Origin of the sequence: Streptomyces sp. NBC_01197 (assembly GCF_036010505.1) — a bacterium.
Taxonomy (GTDB): domain Bacteria; phylum Actinomycetota; class Actinomycetes; order Streptomycetales; family Streptomycetaceae; genus Streptomyces.
In genome coordinates this window covers 4,413,796-4,435,241 of the sequence record NZ_CP108569.1, presented here as the reverse complement: position 1 = coordinate 4,435,241, position 21,446 = coordinate 4,413,796, and the positions used below count along the sequence as shown (strand labels likewise).

23 protein-coding genes are annotated in these 21,446 nt (G+C 70.8%); 8 read left to right on the top strand and 15 right to left on the bottom strand.

Features of this window, described 5'->3' with window-relative positions:
• Positions 1-46: 46 nt before the first annotated feature.
• Positions 47-694, top strand: coding sequence for a TetR family transcriptional regulator (locus tag OG452_RS20350; RefSeq protein ID WP_327297008.1), 648 nt, complete (start codon positions 47-49; stop codon positions 692-694).
• 127 nt (positions 695-821) lie between these two features.
• On the opposite strand, the gene OG452_RS20345 is transcribed toward OG452_RS20350, so the two are convergent.
• Both OG452_RS20345 and OG452_RS20340 read right to left on the bottom strand, forming a co-directional pair.
• Complete coding sequence (locus tag OG452_RS20345) at positions 822-1,328, bottom strand: nitroreductase family deazaflavin-dependent oxidoreductase (RefSeq protein WP_327297007.1); 507 nt, start codon at positions 1,326-1,328, stop codon at positions 822-824.
• Positions 1,328-2,503: an acyl-CoA dehydrogenase family protein gene (locus OG452_RS20340; protein WP_327297006.1), complete on the bottom strand. Its 1,176-nt coding sequence runs from the start codon at positions 2,501-2,503 to the stop codon at positions 1,328-1,330. Before OG452_RS20340 ends, OG452_RS20345 begins: the two co-directional genes overlap by 1 nt.
• 141 nt (positions 2,504-2,644) lie before the next feature.
• On the opposite strand from OG452_RS20340, the gene OG452_RS20335 reads away from it, so the two are divergent.
• Complete coding sequence (locus OG452_RS20335; RefSeq protein WP_327297005.1) at positions 2,645-3,832, top strand: thiolase C-terminal domain-containing protein; 1,188 nt, start codon at positions 2,645-2,647, stop codon at positions 3,830-3,832.
• A 29-nt stretch (positions 3,833-3,861) separates the two neighbouring features.
• Here the strand turns inward: OG452_RS20335 and OG452_RS20330 are convergent, their stop codons facing one another.
• From OG452_RS20330 to OG452_RS20305, 6 genes are all read right to left on the bottom strand, one after another.
• On the bottom strand, positions 3,862-4,767 hold the full coding sequence (locus OG452_RS20330; RefSeq protein WP_327297004.1) for a class I SAM-dependent methyltransferase: 906 nt from the start codon (positions 4,765-4,767) through the stop codon (positions 3,862-3,864).
• A gap of 61 nt (positions 4,768-4,828) precedes the next feature.
• Positions 4,829-5,695 carry a carbohydrate ABC transporter permease gene (locus OG452_RS20325; protein ID WP_327297003.1) on the bottom strand — a complete coding sequence of 289 codons (867 nt, stop codon included), beginning with the start codon at positions 5,693-5,695 and terminating at the stop codon, positions 4,829-4,831.
• The gene (locus tag OG452_RS20320; protein WP_327297002.1) at positions 5,688-6,677 is read right to left on the bottom strand and encodes a carbohydrate ABC transporter permease; all 990 of its coding nucleotides are present in this window, start codon (positions 6,675-6,677) and stop codon (positions 5,688-5,690) included. The genes OG452_RS20325 and OG452_RS20320 overlap by 8 nt, the downstream gene beginning before the upstream one ends.
• A complete protein-coding gene (locus OG452_RS20315; protein WP_327297001.1) occupies positions 6,677-7,969 on the bottom strand; it encodes an ABC transporter substrate-binding protein in 1,293 nt (430 codons plus the stop codon). The genes OG452_RS20320 and OG452_RS20315 overlap by 1 nt, the downstream gene beginning before the upstream one ends.
• A gap of 245 nt (positions 7,970-8,214) precedes the next feature.
• Entirely contained in the window at positions 8,215-8,454 is a 240-nt protein-coding gene (locus OG452_RS20310) for a DUF397 domain-containing protein (RefSeq protein WP_327297000.1), read from the bottom strand.
• Complete coding sequence (locus OG452_RS20305; protein ID WP_327296999.1) at positions 8,451-9,287, bottom strand: helix-turn-helix domain-containing protein; 837 nt, start codon at positions 9,285-9,287, stop codon at positions 8,451-8,453. The genes OG452_RS20310 and OG452_RS20305 overlap by 4 nt, the downstream gene beginning before the upstream one ends.
• Before the next feature lie 84 nt (positions 9,288-9,371).
• Here OG452_RS20305 and OG452_RS20300 point away from each other — a divergent pair, with 84 nt between their 5' ends.
• Both OG452_RS20300 and OG452_RS20295 read left to right on the top strand, forming a co-directional pair.
• Positions 9,372-9,779: a hypothetical protein gene (locus OG452_RS20300; protein ID WP_327296998.1), complete on the top strand. Its 408-nt coding sequence runs from the start codon at positions 9,372-9,374 to the stop codon at positions 9,777-9,779.
• 26 nt (positions 9,780-9,805) lie between these two features.
• The gene (locus OG452_RS20295) at positions 9,806-10,474 is read left to right on the top strand and encodes a pyridoxine/pyridoxamine 5'-phosphate oxidase (protein ID WP_442810058.1); all 669 of its coding nucleotides are present in this window, start codon (positions 9,806-9,808) and stop codon (positions 10,472-10,474) included.
• Here OG452_RS20295 and lepB read toward each other — a convergent pair.
• From lepB to OG452_RS20275, 4 genes are all read right to left on the bottom strand, one after another.
• The gene (lepB, locus tag OG452_RS20290; protein WP_327296996.1) at positions 10,423-11,103 is read right to left on the bottom strand and encodes a signal peptidase I; all 681 of its coding nucleotides are present in this window, start codon (positions 11,101-11,103) and stop codon (positions 10,423-10,425) included. The genes OG452_RS20295 and lepB overlap by 52 nt on opposite strands.
• Positions 11,104-11,168: 65 nt before the next feature.
• Positions 11,169-11,774, bottom strand: a complete 606-nt coding sequence (locus tag OG452_RS20285) for a GNAT family N-acetyltransferase (RefSeq protein WP_327296995.1) — start codon at positions 11,772-11,774, stop codon at positions 11,169-11,171.
• Between the two features lie 375 nt (positions 11,775-12,149).
• Positions 12,150-13,052 carry an alpha/beta hydrolase fold domain-containing protein gene (locus OG452_RS20280; protein ID WP_327296994.1) on the bottom strand — a complete coding sequence of 301 codons (903 nt, stop codon included), beginning with the start codon at positions 13,050-13,052 and terminating at the stop codon, positions 12,150-12,152.
• Between the two features lie 123 nt (positions 13,053-13,175).
• Positions 13,176-13,937 (bottom strand): SDR family oxidoreductase, encoded by a 762-nt coding sequence (locus OG452_RS20275; protein WP_327296993.1) that lies wholly within the window; start codon positions 13,935-13,937, stop codon positions 13,176-13,178.
• Between the two features lie 134 nt (positions 13,938-14,071).
• Here OG452_RS20275 and OG452_RS20270 point away from each other — a divergent pair, with 134 nt between their 5' ends.
• Complete coding sequence (locus tag OG452_RS20270) at positions 14,072-15,001, top strand: LysR family transcriptional regulator (RefSeq protein WP_327296992.1); 930 nt, start codon at positions 14,072-14,074, stop codon at positions 14,999-15,001.
• An 84-nt stretch (positions 15,002-15,085) separates the two neighbouring features.
• Here the strand turns inward: OG452_RS20270 and OG452_RS20265 are convergent, their stop codons facing one another.
• The 3 genes from OG452_RS20265 to OG452_RS20255 form a co-directional block, all read right to left on the bottom strand.
• Positions 15,086-15,247, bottom strand: a complete 162-nt coding sequence (locus OG452_RS20265) for a hypothetical protein (protein WP_327296991.1) — start codon at positions 15,245-15,247, stop codon at positions 15,086-15,088.
• A gap of 126 nt (positions 15,248-15,373) precedes the next feature.
• Positions 15,374-15,823, bottom strand: a complete 450-nt coding sequence (locus OG452_RS20260; protein ID WP_327296990.1) for a Zn-ribbon domain-containing OB-fold protein — start codon at positions 15,821-15,823, stop codon at positions 15,374-15,376.
• Positions 15,820-16,272, bottom strand: coding sequence for a DoxX family protein (locus OG452_RS20255; protein WP_327296989.1), 453 nt, complete (start codon positions 16,270-16,272; stop codon positions 15,820-15,822). Before OG452_RS20255 ends, OG452_RS20260 begins: the two co-directional genes overlap by 4 nt.
• A 159-nt stretch (positions 16,273-16,431) precedes the next feature.
• Between OG452_RS20255 and OG452_RS20250 the strand changes: the two genes are divergently transcribed.
• From OG452_RS20250 to OG452_RS20240, 3 genes are all read left to right on the top strand, one after another.
• Positions 16,432-17,571 carry a flavin-containing monooxygenase gene (locus tag OG452_RS20250; protein WP_327296988.1) on the top strand — a complete coding sequence of 380 codons (1,140 nt, stop codon included), beginning with the start codon at positions 16,432-16,434 and terminating at the stop codon, positions 17,569-17,571.
• Between the two features lie 82 nt (positions 17,572-17,653).
• Positions 17,654-19,027 carry an MFS transporter gene (locus OG452_RS20245; protein WP_327296987.1) on the top strand — a complete coding sequence of 458 codons (1,374 nt, stop codon included), beginning with the start codon at positions 17,654-17,656 and terminating at the stop codon, positions 19,025-19,027.
• A gap of 175 nt (positions 19,028-19,202) precedes the next feature.
• Positions 19,203-21,428 carry an acetate--CoA ligase family protein gene (locus OG452_RS20240; protein WP_327296986.1) on the top strand — a complete coding sequence of 742 codons (2,226 nt, stop codon included), beginning with the start codon at positions 19,203-19,205 and terminating at the stop codon, positions 21,426-21,428.
• The last annotated feature ends 18 nt before the right edge of the window (positions 21,429-21,446 follow it).

Genomic DNA, 21,446 nt, shown 5'->3' with positions numbered 1-21,446 from the left:
CAGTCGGCCGAATCGCGCTCCGATCACCCCTCGGTAAGCTGACGGCATGACAGGACAAGTACGCACCGTCGACGGCCGCGTGGCCGGTCGGCGAGGCCAGGCGACGCGGCAGAAGCTGCTCGACTGCCTCAGCGAGATGCTCAGCTCCTCGCCGTACCGGGACGTCAAGGTCATCGACGTGGCCCGGAAGGCGGGGACTTCGCCCGCGACCTTCTATCAGTACTTCCCGGACGTCGAGGGCGCGGTCCTCGAAATCGCCGAGGAAATGGCCAAGGAGGGTGCGGGGCTCACCGAGTTGGTCTCCGGACGCCCCTGGACCGGCAAGGCCGGCTGGCAGACGGCCGAAGAACTCGTCGAGGGATTCCTCGACTTCTGGCGCCGACACGACGCGATCCTCCGCGTCGTCGACCTCGGCGCGGCGGAGGGGGACAAGCGGTTCTACAAGATCCGAATGAAGATCCTGACCTCCGTCACCAACTCCCTGACCGAGTCGGTCAAGGAGCTACAGGGGAAGGGCAGGGTCGACAAGGACGTCAGCCCGGCGGCGATGGCCGGCTCCCTGGTCGCCATGCTGGCCGCGGTGGCCGCGCACCAGAAGGGGTTCCAGACCTGGGGCGTCAAACAGGCTGAACTCCGCCCGAACCTCGCCCTCTTGGTCCATATGGGCATTACGGGTAAGAAGCCGACAAAGTAACCGCGGGGCGCCACCACGTCCTTCGTCCTGTCGCGCAGACGGCGGGCCACCGAGGTGGTCCGCCGTCCGCGTACCCGCAGCACGAAGCACGCAGCGCACACAGCCCGCGGCACCCAGCACGCGCCCGTCAGCGGCGCTCCAGACGGAAGAGCCGGATCTCCCGGTCCACCCGCGCCTCATATGCGGCGTACGGCGGCCAGAACGTCAGCGCCGTGGCCCACACCCCCGCCCGCTCCGCCCCCTCCAGGAGCCGCGCCCTGACCTGGATGTCCTGCCCCTTCCAGTTCACCTCCGCGTCCGGGTGCGCCAGCAGATTCGCCGTCCAGGCGGGATGGCCCGGCCGCCCGAAGTTCGACCCGACGAGGATCCAGCTGCGCGGCCACGGCTCGCGCTCCGTCCCGTCCCCCGGCTCCGTCTTCTCCGGCATGCACGCCAACGGCGTAACGCGCGGCAGACCGCTTCTCGCGCCCGTCGCCGTGAGGATCACCCCGGGCAGCATCTGCGCGCTGAGCAGCACCTTCCCCCGGGTCAGCCGGTGCACCGTACGGTCCACGGCCGGTATGACGTGGGGCGCGATCCTGGCGAACGTACGGGTGGACGACACCTTCTGTACCAGTCGGGTTCCGGGAAGCATCAGACCGCGACCGCCGCTCGCCCGGTGAAGAGCCCCGCACGCTCCGCCGCGTGCGCGCGCAGCCCGTGCACCGGCCCGAACAGCAGCTCGTCCGACGACGCCCGCTTGAAGTACAGCTGGATGTCGTGCTCCCAGGTGAAGCCGATCCCACCGTGCAGCTGGACCGCCTCGGACGCGGCGCTCCGCAGCGCTTCCAGCCCCTGTGCCAGCGCGAGCCCGCCCGCGGCCGGGTCCCAGGCCGCGTAGTAGGCCGCCGACCTGGCCGCCTGTACCTGCACATAGAGCTCGGCCAGGCGGTGCTTCACGGCCTGGAACGAGCCGATGGGCCGTCCGAACTGCTCACGCTGCCGGACGTGTTCGACCGTACGCTCCAGCGCCCGGTCCGCCGCGCCGACCGCCTCGGCGGCCAGCACGGCAGCCACCGCACACCCGGTACGGGCCAGCGCCTTCGGCACATCGGCAGCCCCTTGGCCTCTCTCACCGAGCAACTCCGCTGCGGTATCGCGTAGTTCGATACGGGCCTGCGGCCGGGTCGCGTCCAGCGCGGTCTGCCGTACCCGGGACATCCCGGCGGCGTCGGCCCGTACGAGGAAGAGCAGCGTGCGGCTCCGGGCGAACCCCCCGGTGTGCGCGGCGACCAGCAGGACTCCGGCGCTGTGACCGTCGAGCACCTGGTCGGCCTGCCCGTACAGCCGCCACCCGTCCTCGGTGGGCCGCGCCTGGACGCCACCGGCCCGGCCGCCGCCCGCCCAGTCGCCCGCGTTGTCGCCGAGCAGCCCGAGCGCGGGCCCGAGCGGCGCCGCCAGGGTGACGGTCAGCTCGCCGCGTGCGATGCCCGGGAGGAGCTCCGCGCGCTGGGTCTCGGTGCCGAGTGCGGTGATCAGCGGCGCGGCGAGCGCCGCCGTAGCGAACAGGGGGGACGGCAGCAGCGCCCGGCCCGTCTCCTCGCAGGCGAGCACCAGCTCGGCGGGGCCGCACCCCACACCGCCGTACTCAGCGGGGATCGCGAGGCCGGGCAGCCCGAGCTGTTCGGCGAGGACGCGCCAGAGCTCCTGGTCGTACCCGGCCGGGGTGGCCGCTGCGGCCTTGACCCCGTCCGGGCCGCAGCGTTTCGTGAGCAGTTCGCGCAGAGTGCGGCGGATCTCGTCCTGCTCCGCTGTGAAGGCGGCATCCATGAGCGGGCCCCTCTCCTGATCTGACGGCGCGTCATAGTAAAGCGCTCGGATCCAGATGCACAGAGTCGGCACGGGACACGTCCGACGCCATTGCCGCGCCGCCCCATTGCCACTCATCGGATCTGATGTACCGTCAGATTCATGTCCTCTGTCATATCTGCCCGGCCGCGGCGGCGGGTCGCCGTCGCCGGTGTCGCCCTGTCGGACTGCGGCAAGGTCGACGACGCCACCCCGTACGCCCTGCACGCCCAGGCCGCGCGCCGCGCGCTCGCCGACTCGGGCCTCGGCCGCGAGGTGATCGACGGCTTCGGCTCTGCGGGCCTCGGCACCCTCGCCCCGGTGGAGGTCGCCGAGTACCTGGGCCTGAAACCCACCTGGGTGGACTCCACCTCCGTCGGCGGTTCCACCTGGGAGGTCATGGCCGCCCACGCCGCCGACGCCATCGCGGCGGGCCACGCCAACGCGGTGCTGCTGGTGTACGGCTCCACGGCCCGCGCCGACATCAAGGCGCGGCGCCGTACGTCGAACCTCTCCTTCGGCGCACGCGGCCCGCTCCAGTTCGAGGTCCCGTACGGCCACTCGCTCATCGCCAAGTACGCGATGGCCGCCCGCCGCCATATGCACGAGTACGGCACGACGCTGGAGCAGCTCGCCGAGGTGGCGGTGCAGGCGCGGGCGAACGCGGCGACCAATCCGGACGCCCTGTACCGCGATCCGGTCACCGTGGACGAGGTGCTGGGCGGGCCGATGATCGCGGACCCGTTCACCAAACTGCACTGCTGCATCCGCAGCGACGGCGGCTGCGCCGTGCTGCTGGTGGCCGAGGACTACGTACCGGACTGCGCGAAGGCTCCCGTGTGGGTGCTTGGGGCCGGGGAGCACGTCTCACACACCACGATGTCGGAGTGGGACGACTTCACGGTCTCCCCGGCGGCGGTCAGCGGCCGGCTGGCCTTCGAGCGTGCGGGGGTCCGCCCGGCGGAGATCGACCTCGCCGAGATCTACGACGCCTTCACCTATATGACGCTGGTGACGCTGGAGGATCTGGGGTTCTGCGGGAAGGGCGAGGGCGGCGCGTTCGTGGAGAAGGGCCGGCTGCTGCGCGACGGCGAGCTCCCCGTCAACACCGACGGCGGCGGCCTCTCCGCCTGCCATCCCGGGATGCGGGGCCTGTTCCTGCTGGTCGAGGCGGTACGACAGCTACGCGGCGAGGCGGGCGAGGGCCGCCAGGTACACAAGGCGGGCGGCCGACTGCCGGAGCTGGCGGTCGCTTCGGGGACGGGCGGGTGGTTCTGCTCGTCGGGGACGGTGGTGCTGGGGCGGGGTTAGGGGCTGTCCGGCCCCTGGCCTGCCTCGCGTCAGTGGCTCTCCGCGACGGCCACCCGGCCCGACCGCAACGATGTCCGTTCCCCCGCCGGGCCGGCGAGGGTGTGCGTGAGGGCGAGGAGGGTGTCGTCCGACACCACCCGCAGGCCGTACTCCGCGAGCAGCGCGGCCATCGTCTGCGGCTTCCACAGCGAGCGCCACGGCTCGCCCGCCATGACGGAACTGCCGAGCACGCGTGTCAGCAGCCGCCCTGCGGCCGCTTTCACCGACGGCGCCTGGTAGTTGACGACGAGCGCGCTGCCCGGGGCCGTCCGGGCGGCGAACGCGGCCACCGTGGCGCGCACTTCGTCGCGTGTGAGGTACGGGACGACGCCCTCCCACAGCCAAGTCGTCGGCGCGGCGGGGTCGTGCCCGGCGGCGTCCAGCACCGCACCGAGGTCGTCGACGGCGAAGTCGACCGGCGCGAACCGCACGGACCGGGCGAGGGCCGGCAGTCCGGCGCCCTCCTCGGGCTCCCCGGCCGCCCGCTCGGCCTCGGCGAGGCGGGCGCGCTTGTCCTGCTGGGAGGCCGGATGGTCGACCTCCCAGACAGCTGTCCGGGAGAGTTCGGGCAGACGCCATGCGCGCGTGTCCAGACCGGCGCCGAGGATGACGAGCTGGCCGGTCACGCGGGCGCGCAGGGCCTCGTCGATCGCCACCGTCCGTGGCACGACCACCTCGGCGCACGCCCGCACACTCTCGTACGTGGTGCGTGCCCGCCAGCCCTGCGGCGGAGTACCCGCGCGCACCTCGTCCACCGGCGCACGCTCCGCGACGCCCAGCAGCCGGGCCGCCACCGGATCCGCGAACCGGCCGGCAGCAGCCCTGCCGTCCGCGGCTGCCCGCCCCTGGCAGACCAGCACCGCTGTCCTGCTGGCATCCCGTGCGCTCTCGCTCATGAAGCCGTATTCAACACCAGCCCCGGCCCTCCGGGCCCGCCGGGCGAAGGCCCCCGCTCCTCTACCCCTTCATCCCCGAGAACGCGATCCCCTGGATGAACTGCCGCTGCATCGCGACGAACACCACGATCACCGGCAGTGTCGCGAGCAAGGACCCCGCCATCAGGATCGGGTACTCGGTCAGGTGCGCGCCCTGGAGTGAGGCCAGGCCGGCCGACAGGGGCATCTTCGCCGGGTCCGTGTTCACGATCAGGGGCCACATCAGGTCGTTCCATGACCACAGGAACGTGAGCACGCCCAGCGCCAGCAGACCCGGCTTGGCCAGCGGCAGAGCCACTCGCCAGAAGACCGTGAAGGGGTTGGCGCCGTCCAGCCGGGCCGCCTCCTCCAATTCCTCCGGCAGGCCCATGAAGAACTGCCGCAGCAGAAAGGTGCCGAAGGCCGAGAACATCCCCGGGATCACCAGCGCCTGCATGGAGTCCAGCCAGCCGAGGTCCTGCATGATCTGGTACTGCGGCAGCAGGAACAGCTGCCCCGGCACCATCAGCACGGCCAGGAAGCCGAGGAAGATCACCCCGCGCCCGGGAAAGCGGATGCGGGCGAAGGCGTACGCCGCCATCGAGCACAGCAGCAGCTGCGCCCCGGTCCGCAGCAGCGCCATCACGGCCGTGTTCACGAACTGCCGCCCGAGCGGGACCGCGTCGAAGACCTTGCCGTAGTTCGACCAGTCCCAGTGCGCGGGCAGGATCGTCGGCGGCACCTGTACGGACTCGCCGAAGCTCTTGAAGGAGGTCAGCACCTCCCACACCAGCGGGAAGACCGTGACGACCGCGCCCAGCGAGAGCAGGACGTGCGCAGGCCACAGCCTGCCCTGGCGGCTTCTGTTCCGGGCACGGGAACTGCCGGTGTCCCGCGTCGCCTCACGCATAGTGGACCCACCTCTTCTGCAACCGGAACTGGATGGCGGTCAGCGCCATGATCAGGACGAACAGCACACAGACGATCGCCGCTCCGTAGCCGCGCTGGTTGTCGAAGAACGCCTTCTGGAAGAAGAGCATCACGACCGTCTGGCCCTCGCTGTAGGCCGGGTTCTGCAGCGCGTTCTGCGTGTTGCCGCCGATGATCAGATACACCAGGTCGAAGACCTGCAAGGACTGGATGATCGACAGCACGGTGGTGAAGAACAGCGTGGGGCTCAGCAGCGGCAGCGTGACCGAGAAGAACTGCCGGATGCGCCCGGCGCCGTCGAGCGAAGCCGCCTCGTAGTAATCGCCCGGGATGGACTGGAGACCGGCAAGCAGCAGGATCATGTTGTAGCCGACGGTCATCCACACGCCGACGACGGCGACCGCGAAGCGGATCACGTGCGGGTCCGACACCCAGTACGTGCCGTTGATGCCGATCGCGGACAGCGCGTGGTTGAGGATGCCTGCGTCGCCGTTGTAGAGCCAGCGCCAGACCACCGCGACCGCGGCGGGCATCGTGACCACCGGCAGGAAGTAGAACGTGCGGTACATGCCGGTGCCCGTCAGGCCCTTGAGGTTCAGCAGCACCGCCAGCACCATCGACAGCGGGATCCCCAGCAGCACGAGACCGGTGTAGATGCCGGTGTTGCCCAGCGACTGCCAGAACTCGGGATCGCCCACCAGCGTGCGGTAGTTGGAGAGACCGATCCAGCTGGTCCCGCCGAAGGCACCCCACTCGGTGAAGCTGTAGTACACCGTCTGCACCACGGGCCACAGGTAGAAGACCGCGAGGCCGATCCCGGCCGGGGCGATCAGGGCGTACCCCCACCACTTGTCCCGGTGCTGGAAGCGGCGCTCACGGCGGCGCAGCTCCCGCTGGTCCAGGCGGTCCTGGCCGGTGCGCTGCGCCGGTACGGCGGTTTCCGCACGCACATCGATACTCATCAGGACCGACCCCTTCTCTCCTGTGCGAGCAGCTGGTTCATCGCGTCGGTCAGAGAGCGGGTGGCCCCCTTCAGGCTCTCGGTCCCGCTCCACGCCTTGGCGAGCCACATCTGATCCTTGTGCTGCCAGGCAGCGGTGTTGGTCGACGTGGGGTAGAGCACCGCGTAATCGAGAGCGTCCAGGTGCACCTGGAGGTCGAACTTCGGCATCCCGGCCGCCCACGGTTCGGCCGTGCCGTTACGGGCCGGGATGGCCGTCCCGTACTTGCCCTGGAGCAGCGACGCCTGCTCACTGCCGAGGAACTGGACGAACTCCTTGGCCAGCTCCGGGTGCGGGGTACGTGCGTAGACGACGTTGGCCAGACCGTGCAGGACGGTGGCGCGGTGCCGGCCCCTGGGCATCGGCGCGACGTCCACCTTGGCCCGCAGCTCGGGGTCGGCGTAGAACGTCGCCGCGTTGTACGAGCACTCGTACGTCATGGCAAGCGTCCCGGACTGGAACATCTGGGTGGGGTCCGTGTCCGCCATCTGCTGGAGGGTCGGCGAGGCCCGGTAGCGGTGGATCAGGTCAATCCACAGCTGCAGCCCCTCAAGCGTGTGCTCGTCGGAGTAGCCGGAGCGCGTCTTGTCCTTGGAGATGACATAGCCGCCGGCCTGCGGTATCGAGTTGTAGTAGTTCTCCTGCTCGCGGACCGGAGCCCCGACGCCGTAGATCCCGCGCTTGCGGTCGGTGAGCCGCTGGGCGTTGGAGATCAGGTCCTGCCAGGTCCAGGACGCGTCCGGATAGTCGACCTTGGCCCGGTCGAAGATCTCCTTGTTGAACCAGACCGCGACCGTGTCGAAGTCTTTCGGGGCGCCGTACTGGACGCCTTTCCAGCGGTACAGCGAGATCAGGTCGGACGGGAAGTCGGCGGGGTGCACCACGGCGTCGGACCCGGTGGTCTCCAGCGGGAGCAGCTGCCCGGCGTCCGCGTAGAGCCCGAAGTTCGGTCCGTTCATCCAGAAGACGTCGGGAGCGACGCCACCGGTGCACGCGGTGCGGAGTTTGGTCCAGTACGTCCCGTTCGGGGTGAGCTGGACATCGACCTTCACGCCCGGCCGGGTGCGCTCGAACTCGCGCGCCGCGCGTTGCATGGCGGGCACCTGGTAGATGTCCCAGACGCCGTAGGTGATGCGCCCGCGCCGGGAGCCGCCGCCCGAGGGGGACGCGGAGGACGAGGAGGAGCAGCCGGTCGCGAGCGGAGCCGCCGCCAGCGTGGCGGCCGCCGCCGTGAGGAGAGAACGTCTGCGCACGCGGAACCTTCCTGGGGGTGGAGCTCCCACCTCGCCGCACAGGAGAGGCCGTGAAGCCGACGGAGGTCGTCTCGTGGGGACGTCTCCCCACAACCGGATGCAACGGACGCTATTTGCTCAAAGTTGATGGGTCAATGCCCCTTCCAAGCATCTTTACGCATCTGAGGCCTTCGGATCTGCTCCGAGCACGCCAAAGGGCGCCGCCAGAAATGGCGGCGCCCTACACAGTGCGCATGTGACGAAGGTCAGGCGGGGAGCTGCTCCACGAACGTCGTCCAGGCGGCCGGGGCGACCGTGAAGGTCGGGCCCTCGGGGACCTTGGAGTCCCGGATGTGGACGGCGCGGGGGTGCGCTGCTACCTCTACGCAGGCCCCACCCTCGTTGTTGCTGTAGCTCGACTTGCGCCAGTCGTAGGAGACTTCGAGGCACTCACCGCCCTCGTTGTTGCTGTAACTGCTCTTGAACCAGGCCAGTTCGGCGCTCATAGCTGATCCGCCATCCTCTCGATCAGTTCGGCGGACTCCCAGGGCGTATGCGCCTGGGCCCGCAGCTTTCCGAAGCGGTCGATCATTTGGTTGACCTGCTGCGGATTCGAGATCAACGTACCTCCCACCTGGCTTTCGTCGTAGGCCCAATTACGCCCGTCCGGCGTGCTGGCCAGCTGGAAAGGACCGTTCAGCCCCGCGTGCGCAGTCCTGTCCGTAGGCATCACCTGCACCATCAGATGGTGCATCGTCTGCATGCACTTCAGTACGTGCAGCATCTGGTTCCGCAGCACGGACTTCCCGCCGATGGGCCGTTGCAGCACCGACTCCTCGATGACGTACGCCACGATCGGCAGCGGGTCCCGGCTCAGCACCGCCTGGCGTTCCAGCCGGGCCTCGACATGCTTCTGGATCTCCGCCTCCGAGAACTGCGGGACGCGCTCCTCGTACAGCGCCTGGATGTACTCCTCGGTCTGGAGCAGCCCCGGGAAGAACATGTTCTCGTACGCGCTGATGCTGGACGCGATCTTCTCCAGCCGCACCCAACCCACGAACGTGCGCGGGTACTTCTCGTCCTCCATCAACGGGATGCACGACTTGAGCGCGCCCCGCGCGTCCAGCACCCCGTCCGCGTCCTTGAGGAAGCTCGTCGTCGGGATGCGCTCGCCGCGTTCGTACGCCCCGGCCAGTGACTCCGAGATGAGCAGCCGGTCGCCCACATCCTGTCTCGTCAGCCCCGCGCGGGAGCGGAAGTTCCTGATCAGGTCCCCTACGTGCTTGCGCGCCGGTGACGGCTGCGCCGCGTTCACTTCGCTCGGCTTACTGGTTGCCACAAGATCGCCCTGCCTTTCCACATCGTCCCGATGTGCACCCCATTCCTCTGGTCACGCTACGCAATCGTGCCGATGCTCGTAGGTATGACGACTGAAAATCTCCCCGATTGGGTACCGGCATCGGGGCACCAACTCCGCCTCACCGGAGTGCACTTCGATGCCATCCGCGTCCGGGGGGTGCGCGGCGAGGCCGTGCTGCACCATCTCGGCACGCTCACCGACGGGGCGCCGGGGCCCGTCGTACGGGAGGTGGCCGGGGGCCGGTGGACGTACTTCCTGATCCCGCCGGGGGCCTCGCACGAGTTCGACTGGCCGCCGGGGGTGACCTGTTACGGGCCCTCCGCGCGGGACCAGTACGTCGGGATCCCGGCGCCGAACGGCAACACGTATCCGCTGCACTGGCGCTGCGATCCTCCCGTGAAGGGAGAGTTCGTCGACCCGGAACTGCTGCACGCGGTGATCACGGCGCAGCTCTGCCGCGAGCCGGAGTAGGCGCGGGGGCGGGGGCGCAGCCGACAATGGCCCGTATGGACGACTTCACCGAGTTCCTGCACACCCTGCGGGTCTGGGACCTGCCCGAACTGCCGGAGTTCGATCCGGACACCGCACCCGCCGCTCCCCTCCCGCTCTTCCAGGAGTGGCTGCGTTCCGCGGCTGCCGCCGGTCAGCCCGAGCCGCACGCCATGACGCTCGCCACTGTCGACGCCGCCGGGCGCCCCGACGTACGGACGCTGATGCTGCACGGCGCGGATGCGCGCGGCTGGCACTTCGCCTCGCACTCCGGGAGCGCCAAGGGCCGTCAGCTGGCCGCGCGTCCGGAGGCCGCGCTCGGCTTCTACTGGGCGGCGCAGGCCCGGCAGGTCCGGCTGCGCGGGCCGGTGACCGCCGCGCCCGCCGCCGAGGGGCAGGCCGATCTGCACGCCCGCTCGACCGGGGCGCTGGCAGCCGCGCTCACCGGGCGGATGAGTGCAGTGCTGGGTTCACTGGGCGAGCTGGAGGAGGCATCGGCCGCCGCGTGGGAGTGTGCGCAGGCCGATCCGGAGGCGCCCGTACCGAGCTGGACGAGCTATGTGCTGGACCCGGCCGAGGTGGAGTTCTTCCAGGGCGACGCCCGCCGCTGTCATGTGCGGCTGCGCTACCGGCGTACGGAGAGCAGGGACTGGGCGCGCGAGCTGCTCTGGCCGTAGAGCGTGAGCGCGGCCAGCCTGCGGCGGCGGACCACGCGGCCCGCCAGCCCGAACCCGGCGCCCGCCAGCGCGAGCAGCGTGCCCGCCAGGACGCTCACGGCGAGCAGCAGCGGCATCGCCGGGTTGTCGATGATCCGGCCCCGCACCACCTTCACCGGCAGGGTGCCCGCCTGGTCGGCGAGGAAGTTCCGGGAGTCCAGCGCGTCGGCGCGGTTGTCGCCGAGGGTGAACATCCGGCCGTGCGGAACCAGGACGTCGTACGCGTCCGACGTGCCCTTGTCGCCGCCGTCGAGGTACGGCTCGTCCAGCGGTTCGCCGTTGAGCACCAGCTGCTTCCCGTCGAAGACGAGGTGGTCGCCGCCGAGCGCGATGACGCGCCGGAAGACGTCGGCGCCGTCGTACCGTTCCGAGGTGCGATAGAGCACCACTTCACCGTGGTGCAGGCCGCCGCCGTCGCTCTTCTCGATGGCCACCCGGTCGCCCTTGGCGTACGCCGGGGCCATCGAGTCGTCGTTCACGCTGACCGACTCGTACCCACGGAAGCCCCAGAGGGCGCCGGCGGCCAGAAGCAGGACGCCCAGACTGCCCAATACCCACCCAGTCACCGTCAGTCCACGCCCAGCGCCCATACCGGACCTCCTTCGTCATCTGTTCCTGCGTACGGCCCGCCGGGATCGTTACCCGGCGCCTCCGGTCACCGTGGGGTGGAGCTGGGGCCGGGATCGGGGCTGGGGTCGGGGCTGGGGTACGGGTCAGTGGCCAGCCGGGCGTGCTGATGCGCGTCGCGGTAGGTGCCGGGCCGCTGGGCCTGGTGCATCCCGTCGCGCCGGGTGCCCTCGTACGCGTAACCGCAGCGCTCCGCGACCCGGCAGGACGCCATGTGGTCCACGGCGTGGCGCAGTTCGATGCGGTGGATGCCCTCCTGCTCGAAGGCCCAGCGGGTGCAGAGCTCCACCGCGCGAGTGGCGATACCCCGGCCGCGCAGGCCGGGCAGCACCCAGTAACCCACCGCCGCCTGGCACATGTGGCGGTCGATGCCGGAGAGCCCGACGCCGCCGACGATCTCGCCGCCCTCGGCGACGGCGAAGTGCGCGAGCTTCCCGCTCAGCCATCCCTCGCTCCGGTACCTGATCGCTTCGCGGGCGTCGGCGAGGTCGGCGATGGGCCTCAGGGGGGTGTTCCAGCGCAGGTATTCGGGGTCGGTGACACCGCGCAGCAGCACATCGGCGTCCGCGGCGCCCCAGGGGCGCAGGCTCAGGCCGAGGCCGTGCACCTCCTGCTGGGTCCGTATGTCGGTCATGCGGCTATTCAACACGCGGGGGGTCGCGGCGGTGCCCGGGGGGCGTCGGCGGGCGGTACACCACCCGCGAGGTCTTCCACCCGGTCCGGGCCGCAGCCGCACGATGGCAGTCCGACAGCCATGCACGGGACACGGAGCGCCAGGCAGCCCGCGTCAGGACCGCTCGCACCGTCTTCTGGGAACCCGGCACACCCCTCAGCGCCCTGGCACAGATCCGCGCCGTGTACAGCGGTTTCAGCGTCCGGCATGCGGCTGTGTCACCGGACGCTGTACCGACGGGCTGAGCGAACCAAGCGAACCATCGGACGGCTGGACCCCACCAACGTCGCCACAAATGCCCAGGTGTCCTGTTAAGTGGTGGTACGGCTTTCGTGGTCAACCCTCCACTTGTACATGGCTGTTGATGAAGGCGGCCACCTGGTCGAGGGCTTGGGCGGCCTCGTCGACGGCCGGGGCGAAGCCCTGGAAGACGTGCGGCGCCCCGGGGAATGTCTGCAGGGTGACCGGGACGTCGGCGTGTGCGGCCCGCGCGGCCAGCCGCAGGGCGTCGTCGAGCAGGACTTCCCGGCCGCCGGCCTGGATCAGCAGCGGGGGCAGTCCGCGCAGATCGGCGTGGAGCGGGCTGGCCAGCGGGGTACGCGGATCCGCCCCGGCCAGGTAGTCGGCGGACCGGGTCTCCAGGGCCCGGCGGGTGACCGCCGGATCCACGTCGGCCCGGGTCGCCATGGTGGAACCGGACTGGGTGAGGTCCGTCCACGGGGACAGCACGGTCGCGGACGACGGCTGCGGCAGCCCCGCTTCCCGGATCGCCAGCAGCAGGGCAAGGGCGAGGCCGCCGCCGGCCGACTCGCCGGTGACAGCGACCGATCGGGCCGGGACGCCCCGGTCGAGCAGCGCACGGTAGGCGGCGAGGGCGTCGTCCACGGCGGCCGGGAAGGGATGCTCGGGGGCGAGCCGGTAGTCGACGGAGAGGGCGTCGGCCGCGGTGCGCCGGGCGATCTCGGAGGCCAGGCCGACACTGGCGGCGGCGGAGCCGATCGCGTAGGCGCCGCCGTGGAAGTAGAGCACGGTGCCGCCCGTCGGCTCGGCGGCGCCGGCGCGCACCTCCACGGCGGGCACCCCGCCCAGCTCAGTGGTGCGGCTACGGACATCGCCGGGCAGCGGCGCGCCGCCGAGCATCTCGTCGAAGACGCGGCGCATCTTCTCGACGTCGCCGCCCAGGTCCAGAGGCGAGTGCAGCAACAGGTCGGATATGGCGTCCAGCTGGCGGCGGGTCATGGTGGCTTTCCGATCGCGGTGGGGTGATGGGGGCTGGTACGGGTGCGGTGACGGGGGGCTCGGCGCGGCGATGGAGGCGCGTGGGCGCGGCGATGCGCGGTCATCGGGGCGGCGATGAGGGGGTCAGGCGATGCCGCCGTTGCTGAACAGCACCTGGCCGTTGATCCAGCGTCCGCCGGGCCCGGCCAGGAAGGCGACGGCCTCTGCGATGTCCTCGGGGGTGCCGAGACGCTCCAGGGGCGCGGCGGCGGCTATCCGGAGGATGAGTTCCTCGCTCTTGCCCTCGGCGAAAAGCGGCGTCGCGGTCGGCCCGGGGGCCACCGCGTTGACGGTGACGTCCCGGCCGCGCAGTTCGCGGGCCAGGACCAGGGTCATGGCCTCGACCGCGCCCTTGGCCGCCGCGTAACCGCCGTAGCCGGGCTGCTGGAGCCGGGTCACCGAGGTGGAGAAGTTGATCAGCGCGCCGCCGGGGCGCAGTCTGCGGGCGGCGAGCTGGGAGACCACGAAGGTCCCGCGGACGTTGACCCGGTGCATCCGGTCGAAGTCGTCCATCTCCATCTCGGCGAACGGGGCCAGCAGCATGATCCCGGCAGTGTGGACCACCGCGTCGACGCCCCCGAATCGCTCCTCCGTGGTGTCGAAGAGCCTAGCCATCTCGCCCGGCTCGGCGACGTCGCCGGGCAGGGCGACCGCCGTGCCGCCGACCGCGGTGACTGCCTCGACGACCGCCTCGGCTGCCGCCGCGCCGCCCGCGTAGTGGACGACCACGGCCATACCGTCCGCGGCCAGCCGACGCGCGACCGCACCGCCGATGCCGCCCGATCCGCCGGTCACCACGGCCACCCTGGGCCGGCCGGATCCGCGCTGCGACACCACGCCGTTCATGACTGCTCCTGATCCGGCACCCGTCCGGGTGCCCGCGCTGAGGGAGTTCGCGGGCCATCCGCCCGGCGACAGGATCAACCCTCTGCCGCGTGCGGGTATTTGTCTAATGCATCGTAAATATCTAGGTTATTCACATGGCGCATATTGAACGGGTCGATCTCAATCTGCTGGCTCCGCTGGCCGCGCTGCTGGAGGAGCGGCATGTCTCGCACGCCGCCGAAGTCGCCGGGATGAGCCAGCCAGCGATGAGCCGGGCGCTGCAGCGACTGCGGGACACGCTCGGCGACGAACTGCTGGTACGCACGCCGCGCGGATACCGGCTCACCCCGCGAGCCGAGCGCGTCCAGCGCCAGCTGCGGGCGGTCCTGCCACGGCTGGAAGGCCTGTTCGCCCCGGAGGAGTTCGACCCCGCCGAGGCCGCCGAGGCCTTCCGGGTCGCCGGGACCGACTACGCCCGGGTGTTCGCCCCCGCGGTCTTCCAGCGCGTCTTCCGGGAGTCGCCGCGCTCCACGCTGTACTTCCGCACCTGGCACGACGCCATCCACGAGGACCTCGACCGGGGCGTCGTCGACTTGATGTTCTACGCCAGGTCGGAGCCGGTCACCGCGCTGCACACCGAGCATCTCTTCGACGACCGGTTCATGTGCGTGCTCTCCGCCGACCACCCGATGGCGGGGCGCCCGGAGATCACTCTGGAGGAGTATCTGGACGCCACCCACGTGGTCGTCGGCACCACCGACGAGCGCCAGACCGCGATCGAGCGGCGTCTGGAGGACCTCGGGACACCCCGCCACGCCGGGCTGACCGTGCCCTACCACTCGCTGGCCGCGCTCTCTGTCCTGGGCACCCGGCTGATTCTCACGCTGCCCGCGCGCCTGCTCGCGCAGCAGCACCCTGGCCCCGGGATCCGGATCCTGCCCGCCCCCGAGGAGATCCGCCCGCTGCACTACCAGATGGCCTGGCACCCCCGGCTCGACGGCGACCTGGGGCAGCGCTGGCTACGGGACGCCATCCGCGCCGTCACCGCCGAACTCCCTGAGATGGCACCGGAGTTCCACCTCTGACCCGGCCCGAGTAAGACACTGCACAATGACGAGTCGCGCTGCCACCGCGCACTCCGAGGGTTTCCGGCACCTGCGAATGGGTTTTCACCGGCTGGATCTGTCCCGCCCGGTGAGGTGGGCTGCGCCCAGGAGGTACGCCGAGACGAGGTGGACGACGGCGGCCAGGGCGGGGCCGGGGAGCATGGCGGGGGAGGCGCTTCCGGCATTGATTCCGAGGTCGGCGGCTTCGACCGTGTCAGAGTCCACGCACGGCCTGCAAAAGGCGAACGAGCTTTTCGGTCGAGCAGGACCATGCCGGCGCCTGCCAGTTCCGCGCCACTAGCCCGGCGAGGAGACACGCGCCAAGACCCGACTCGACCACAACCCGTCCGGCTAGGACCCGTCGGCGCGGAATACCGGCACGCTGACGCCGGGGGTCAGTTCGCGGAACGTGACGTCCAGCGCCATCCCGATACGCAGCCCGTCCGCCTGGCAGTCGACGATCTCGGTCATCAGGCGTGGCCCCTCGGCCAGATCCACCACCGCCGCGACGTACGGGACTCGCTTCCCGAAGGGCGGCAGGTCGTTCCGGTGCACCACCGACCAGGTGTAGAGCGTGGCCCGGCCGCTCGCCTGCTCCCAGGTGACGTCGTCGCTCCAGCAGTGCGGGCAGAACTCGCGCGGGTAGTGGTGCGGCTTCCCGCACCCGCCGCAGCGCCTGATCAGCAGCCGGCCCTCGGCGGCAGCGGCCCAGTAGGGCGCGGTGAAGGTGTCCGGCTCCGGCAGATCGAACCGCGGGGCGGTGGCTGTCGTGGATGCGGGCGCGGGTGCGGGGTCCGTCAAGAGAAGAGTCCGATCGCGTGGTCGAGTGACCAGGTCTGCCAGGCCATCGCGCCGAAGGCGGCCAGGGAGATCAGCGCCATCATCGCGTTCTGCCCCTGCTCGGCCCAGTCGTGGATCATCAGTACGAGGTAGAGGAGGTTGAGCAGGAACCCGGCGACCAGCGCCACCGGGGTCAGGAATCCGACCACCAGGCCCAGACCGAGGGCGAGTTCCGCGTAGACGACGACGTGGGCCATGACCCGGGGCCGGGGCGCCACGAACCGCTCGAAGCCCCGCTTCACCACCGGCCACTTGTGCTTGCCCGCCACGTCCCCCGCCCAGGCGATGCCCGTACCGCGCTCGAACCAGGCCTTCTTGTCCTTGTGGCGCCAGCTCTCCAGCCACCACAGACCGAGTCCGATTCGGAGGACGGCGAGCCACTCGGCGCCACTGAGCCAGATCGAATGCATCGAATCCCCTCCGGTCGTTGCTCCCCATGTTTCTGACGGTACGTCAGTTCAACGGATGGAAGCCACTGCGCGCAAGAGGTGTGCATGCGTGATCAATTCGCAATCGCTTCTGCCCTTGACCGAGACCTATCAAGCGAACGGGCCATTACGCTCCGTTTCATGGACGACACGAAGGACGACCGGCCCGTCTACGTCATCGGGGCGGGACCGGGCGGACTGGCCGCTGCCGCCGCGCTGCGCGGGCGGGGCGTACGGGCCGTCATCCTGGAGAAGTCCACCGACGTCGGCGCCTCCTGGCGCCACCATTACGACCGTCTGCATCTGCACACCACCCGGCGGCTCTCGGCACTGCCGGGGCTGCCGATGCCGCGCTCCTTCGGGCGCTGGGTGTCGCGGGACAACGTCGTGCGGTACCTGGAGAAGTACGCGGATCACCACAGCCTGGAGACCGTCACCGGGGTCGAGGTCAGCCGGATCGACCGCGCCGACGGCCCGGGGTGGCTGCTGCACGCGACCGGCGGACGGGAGCTGACCGGCAGCGCGGTGGTCGTGGCCACGGGGTACAACCACACGCCCAGGGTGCCCGACTGGGCCGGTGAGGACACCTTCCACGGCGACCTGGTGCACGCGGGCGAGTACCGCGACGCCGCCCCGTACGCGGGCCGGGACGTGCTCGTCGTCGGGGCCGGCAACACCGGCGCCGAGATCGCCGTCGACCTGGTCGAGGGTGGTGCCGGGCGGGTACGCATAGCCATCCGCACCGTCCCGCACATCATCCGGCGCTCCACGGCCGGCTGGCCCGCGCAGCGCACCGGCATCCTGGTCCGCAGACTGCCGACACGGCTGGTGGACCGGGCCGGCGAGACGCTGTGCAGGATCTCCGTGCCCGACCTCTCCGCGCAGGGTCTGCCGCGCCCCGACACGGGCCTCTACTCCCGGGTGCGCGAGGGCGCGATCCCCGTACAGGACGTGGGTCTGATCGACGCGGTCCGCACCGGCCGGGTCGAACCGGTCGCGGCGGTGGACTCCTTCGAGGACGGCAAGGTCGTCCTGGCCGACGGCACCCGGATCTCACCGGACGCGGTGATCGCGGCGACCGGCTACCGGCGGGCGCTGGAGCCCCTGGTGGGACATCTGGACGTGCTGGACGCGCGGGGCAGGCCCGTGGTGCACGGCGGCCGCTCCCCCGCGCAGGCGCCCGGACTGTTCTTCACGGGGTTCACCAACCCCATCAGCGGGATGCTCCGCGAGCTGGCGATCGACGCACGCAAGATCGCGGCGGCAATCGTCCGGGGGTGAAGGATCCAGGGTGAGCGGGTGCGCGAGCCGGGGGAAGGCCTCCGTCCGAACGCCACCCGAAGCGAAGACGAGGAGACCGAGGATGTGCGCAGCCTGCGGCATACCCACCCACCTGGCGGACGCCGAAGCACTCGCGCCCACCGAGGCACAGCCCGCGGCCCCGCCGTCCGAGGCGCATCCCGTACCCGCGGCCGCCGAGGCGCAGCCCGCGGCCCCGCCGCCCCCGAGGTTCGCCGCGCTCCGCAACCGTGACTGTCGCCCGTACCTGTTCGGAGCGGCCCTGGCGATGATGGCCGACAACATCGAGCACGTCATCACCTACTGGGTGCTGTGGCAGACGTTCCACTCCCCGGCCCTGACCGGTTTCCAGGTCATCAGCCACTGGGTGCCGTTCCTGCTGCTCTCGATGTGGTTCGGCTCGCTGGCGGACCGCTACGACTGCCGCCGCATCATCCAGGCCGCGCAAGTCCTGTTCATGGCCGTCTCCGCGACCTGGGGCGTGCTGTTCCTGACCCACTCGCTGCACATGTGGGAGGCGTGCGTCCTGCTCGTCCTGCACGGTCTGGCCGGGTCGCTGTGGGGCCCCGGCGAGCAGCTGATGCTGCACGACTTCGTCGGCCCGGGCGAACTGCCCAGCGCCGTACGCCTGAACGCCACCTTCCGCAGCCTGGGCGTCCTCTTCGGCCCCGTGGTCGGGTCCGCTCTGCTACTGGGGCTCGGTCCCACGGCGGGCATTTTCGCCAACATCGCCTTCTACCTGCCGCTGACGCTCTTCCTCTTCCGCACCCGGTTCACCGGCCACACCCGCGACCGCCACAGCAGGCCACGGGTGGGGGTGCTGGAATCGGTGCGCGTGCTGCGGGAGATCGGCGCGAACCGCACTCTGGTCAGCATGATCATCCTGGGCGGCCTCGGCTCTTTCTTCGTCGGCTCCTCGCTCCAGTCCTCGATGCCGATCTTCGCCCATGACCTCGGCGCGGGCAGCGCCGGAACCGCGTACGGGGTGCTGCTGTTCGCCAACGGCGCGGGCGGGGTCGTCGGCGGCATCGTGCTGGAGGCCACCGGGTGGGTCAAACCGCATGTGCCGGCCGCCGTCCTCAGTACGGCCGTCTACGGCCTGACCAGCCTGTCCTTCGCCCTGACCGGCAGCTATCCGCTGGCACTCGGGCTGCTGCTGGTCGGCGGCGTCGCCAACCTCGCCTCGATGTCGATCGGCCAGACCGTCGTGCAGCTGATCGCGCCCGCCGCCGACCGTGGCCGGGTCCTCGGCGTGTACGCGATGTCCGCCAACGGGCTGCGCGCGGGCAGCGGTTTCACCGTCGGACTCCTGGGCGCCGCCATCGGCGTCCACACGTCCCTGGGCTTCAGCGCCGGCGCCCTCTGCGTCGGCACCGCAGCGGCCGGCCTGCACGCCCTGCGCGGTCGCCGGCGTACCACTACGGCCGACGCGGGGTAGGCGAGAACCGGCCGAGGAAGCCATGCCGCGGTATCGGCCGGTGGCACAGCGGGAAGCGTCCTATCACGAGTTACCGCGAGTATTTGCTTGCAGCACTGTTCCTGACGGGCCGTCAGTTCAGTAATCTGACTGGCAGTCAGGCACTTCGGCCATCGAGCAGGAGCGGGCGGAAACGATGCTTGGATCGACTCACGGCACCCTCACCACCGACTTCCATGCGCGCGTGGTGGCCTGCGGGGAGCAGCCACCCGCCGCCGTTCACGGAACAGCGGCAGCGGAAGGCGACCTGGACGTCAGCGGACGCCCGGTGTACTCCTCCGTACCGGACCTCGACCGGTTCTTCCGGCCCGGCTCGGTGGCCGTCATCGGCGCGTCCGACGCCGAGGGCCGCCCGAACACCGGGATCACCCGCCAGCTGATCGCCTGGTCGGAGCGGGTCGGAGCGACCCTCCACCCGGTGCATCCGACCCGTACGGCCGTCTTCGGCGTCCCCTGCTCCCCCACCGTGGCCGACCTGCCGGAACCGGTCGACCTCGCCGTACTCCTGGTCGCGGACCCGTTGCCGCTGATCCCCCAACTCGCCGACGCCAAGGTCAAGTTCGCGGTGGCCTTCGCCTCGGGCTTCGCCGAGACCGGCGAGCAGGGCGCGGACGCCCAGACCCGGCTGACGGCAGCGGTCGAACGCTCCGGGCTTCGGATGCTCGGCCCCAACACCAACCTGAACGCCTTCGAGAAGTTCCGCGACGACCTGGAGGGCCCGGCGGTCGCCCTGATCACCCAGTCCGGCCACCAGGGCCGACCGGTCTTCGCCATGCAGGAACTGGGCATCCGGCTCTCGCACTGGGCCCCCACGGGCAACGAGGCCGACCTGGAGACCTCCGACTTCATCTCGTACTTCGCCGAGCGCCCCGAGGTCGGCGCGATCGCCTGCTATGTCGAGGGCCTCAGGGACGGCCGTTCCTTCCTGCTCGCAGCGGACCGTGCGGCGCGGGCCGGGGTGCCGGTCGTGGCGGTGAAGGTGGGCCGTACGGAGACGGGGGCCAGGTCCGCCGCCTCGCACACCGGGAAGCTCACCGGCGCCGACCGGGTGGTCGACGCGGCCATGCGGCAGTACGGGGTGATCCGGGTGAACGGCCTGGACGAACTCCAGGACACCTCGGCCCTGCTGGCCCGCGCGCGGAAACCGCAGGCCGATGGCGTGGTGGTGTACTCGATCTCCGGTGGTACGGGGGCGCACTTCGCGGACCTCGCGACGGCGGCCGGGATCGGGCTGCCCGTCCTCTCCGAGGCGAAACAGGCCGAACTGCACACCTGGATACCGGAGTACCTGAACGTCGCGAACCCCGTCGACAACGGCGGCCACCCGGTCGGCGACTGGCGCGGCCGCAAGATCATCGACGCGATTCTGGCGGACCCCGGTGTGGGGGTCCTGATCTGTCCGATCACCGGTCCCTTCCCGCCGATGAGCGACAAGCTGGCCCAGGACCTGGTGGACGCGGCGGAGACCACGGACAAGCTGGTGTGCGTGGTGTGGGGCTCGCCGGTGGGCACGGAGGAGGCGTACCGCACGACGCTGCTCGGCTCTTCGCGGGTGGCCACCTTCCGTACGTTCGGCAACTGCGTCACGGCGGTCAAGGCGTACCTTGACCACCACCGCTTCACCAACGGTTACCGCTCCCCCTTCGACGAGGCCCCCCGCACCCCGTCGCCTTCGTTCCGCAAGGCCCAGGCACTGATGCGCCCGCACCAGCAGCTGAGCGAGCACGCGGCGAAGCAGCTGCTGCGGGCGTACGGCATCCGCGTTCCGCGCGAGCAGCTGGTGACCAGCGCGGCAGCGGCGGTCCGGGCGGCGGGGCAGGTCGGCTACCCGGTCGTCATGAAGGCATCCGGCGCGCAGCTCGGGCACAAGACCGAACTGGGCCTGGTGAAGGTCGGCCTGACGTCGGCCAGCCAGGTCCGGGACGCGTACCGGGAGCTGACCGACATCGCCCGTTACGAGTCGGTCGACCTGGACGGCATCCTGGTCTGCCAGATGGTGGAACGGGGTGTGGAGATGGTCGTCGGCGTCACCACCGACGCGCTCTTCGGCCCGACGGTGACGGTGGGGCTCGGCGGGGTACTGGTGGAACTCCTGGCCGATACGGCCGTACGCGTACCGCCCTTCGGCGAGGACCAGGCCCGCGCGATGCTGGCCGAACTCCGTGGCCACGCCCTGCTGGAGGGCGGAGTCAGGGGCGCGCCGCCGGCGGATGTGGACGCGCTGGTGGAGGTGGTGCTGCGGATCCAGCGGATGGCCCTGGAACTGGGCGACCAGCTGGCGGAGCTCGATGTCAACCCGCTGATGGTTCTGGGGCGGGGTCAGGGCGCGGTGGCGCTGGACGCGCTGGCGGTCTGCCGCTGAGGGGTGCCGGCTGCCCTG